The sequence below is a fragment of the Paraburkholderia sp. UCT2 genome (genome assembly GCF_014397665.1).
Classification (GTDB): domain Bacteria; phylum Pseudomonadota; class Gammaproteobacteria; order Burkholderiales; family Burkholderiaceae; genus Paraburkholderia; species Paraburkholderia tuberum.
In genome coordinates this window covers 1-1,132 of sequence record NZ_VZQO01000138.1, presented here as the reverse complement: position 1 = coordinate 1,132, position 1,132 = coordinate 1, and the positions used below count along the sequence as shown (strand labels likewise).

The following is a 1,132-nucleotide window of genomic DNA, read 5'->3' as shown; positions in this document are numbered from 1 at the left end:
ATGAAACAGAGGCGCCGGATCTATTACAGCGAAAGCCAGAAGGCATTGATGTGGGAACGCTGGCGTAAAGGCGAGTCGTTGCAGCACATCGCCCGGCTATTTGACCGCAATCACTCGTCAGTACAGGCAATTCTGGCGCAAACTGGAGGAATCCAGCCGGCACCCCGCCAGCGATCCAGGCTGGCGCTCACGCTTGCCGAACGCGAGGAGATTTCGCGAGGTCTCGTCGCGGGCGATTCGATTCAGTCAATCGCCCGGCGGCTGTCGCGATCACCGTCCACGGTCTGTCGCGAGATCAAGCGCAACAGTGGACAGGCCGGCTATCGGGCCAGCCACGCCGACCAGCTGGCATGGGATCGGTCGCTGCGCCCCAAAGTCTGCAAACTGGTCGAACACCGGATGCTGGCCCATATCGTGGCCGACAAGCTCCAGTTGCAGTGGTCGCCCCAGCAGATTGCTGGATGGCTCAAACGCGCCTGGCCAGGCAGCGAGGACTACCACGTGTCACACGAAACCATCTATCGCAGTCTTTTCATCCAGGCACGGGGTGCACTGAAGAAAGAGTTGCTGGAGCATTTACGGCGCACCCGGGCCATGCGCCGCTCGCGCCATCACACGCAGAAAACGGACGATCACGGCAGGATCCGTGACGCGGTATCAATCAGTGAACGCCCCGCCACCGTGGAAGATCGCGCGGTGCCGGGACACTGGGAAGGCGATCTCCTGTGTGGCAGTGGCGGCAGCCAGATTGCAACGCTTGTAGAGCGTCAGACGCGCTATGTGATGCTGGTGAAGATCGCCAGCAAGGACAGCGAAACAGTAGTCAATGCGCTCATCAAACACGCTGGAAAGCTGCCTCAGGAACTCTATAAATCGCTTACGTGGGATCGGGGAACAGAGATGGCGGACCACAAACGGTTCACTATCACCACCGACATTGCGGTGTATTTCTGCGATCCCAAACACCCCTGGCAACGCGGCTCGAATGAAAATACCAACGGCCTGTTAAGACAGTACTTTCCGAAAGGCATCGACCTGTCGGTCTACTCACAGGCCAAACTCAACGCAGTAGCACGAAGGCTGAACGAGCGACCACGAAAGACCCTGGATTACGAAACACCGGCTGAACGAT

At 58.7% G+C, this 1,132-nt stretch carries 1 protein-coding gene; it reads left to right on the top strand.

Annotated elements, in window-relative coordinates; translation table 11 throughout:
- The coding region (locus tag F6X39_RS36095; RefSeq protein WP_187620150.1) for an IS30 family transposase at positions 1-1,132 on the top strand (1,132 nt) is incomplete at both ends.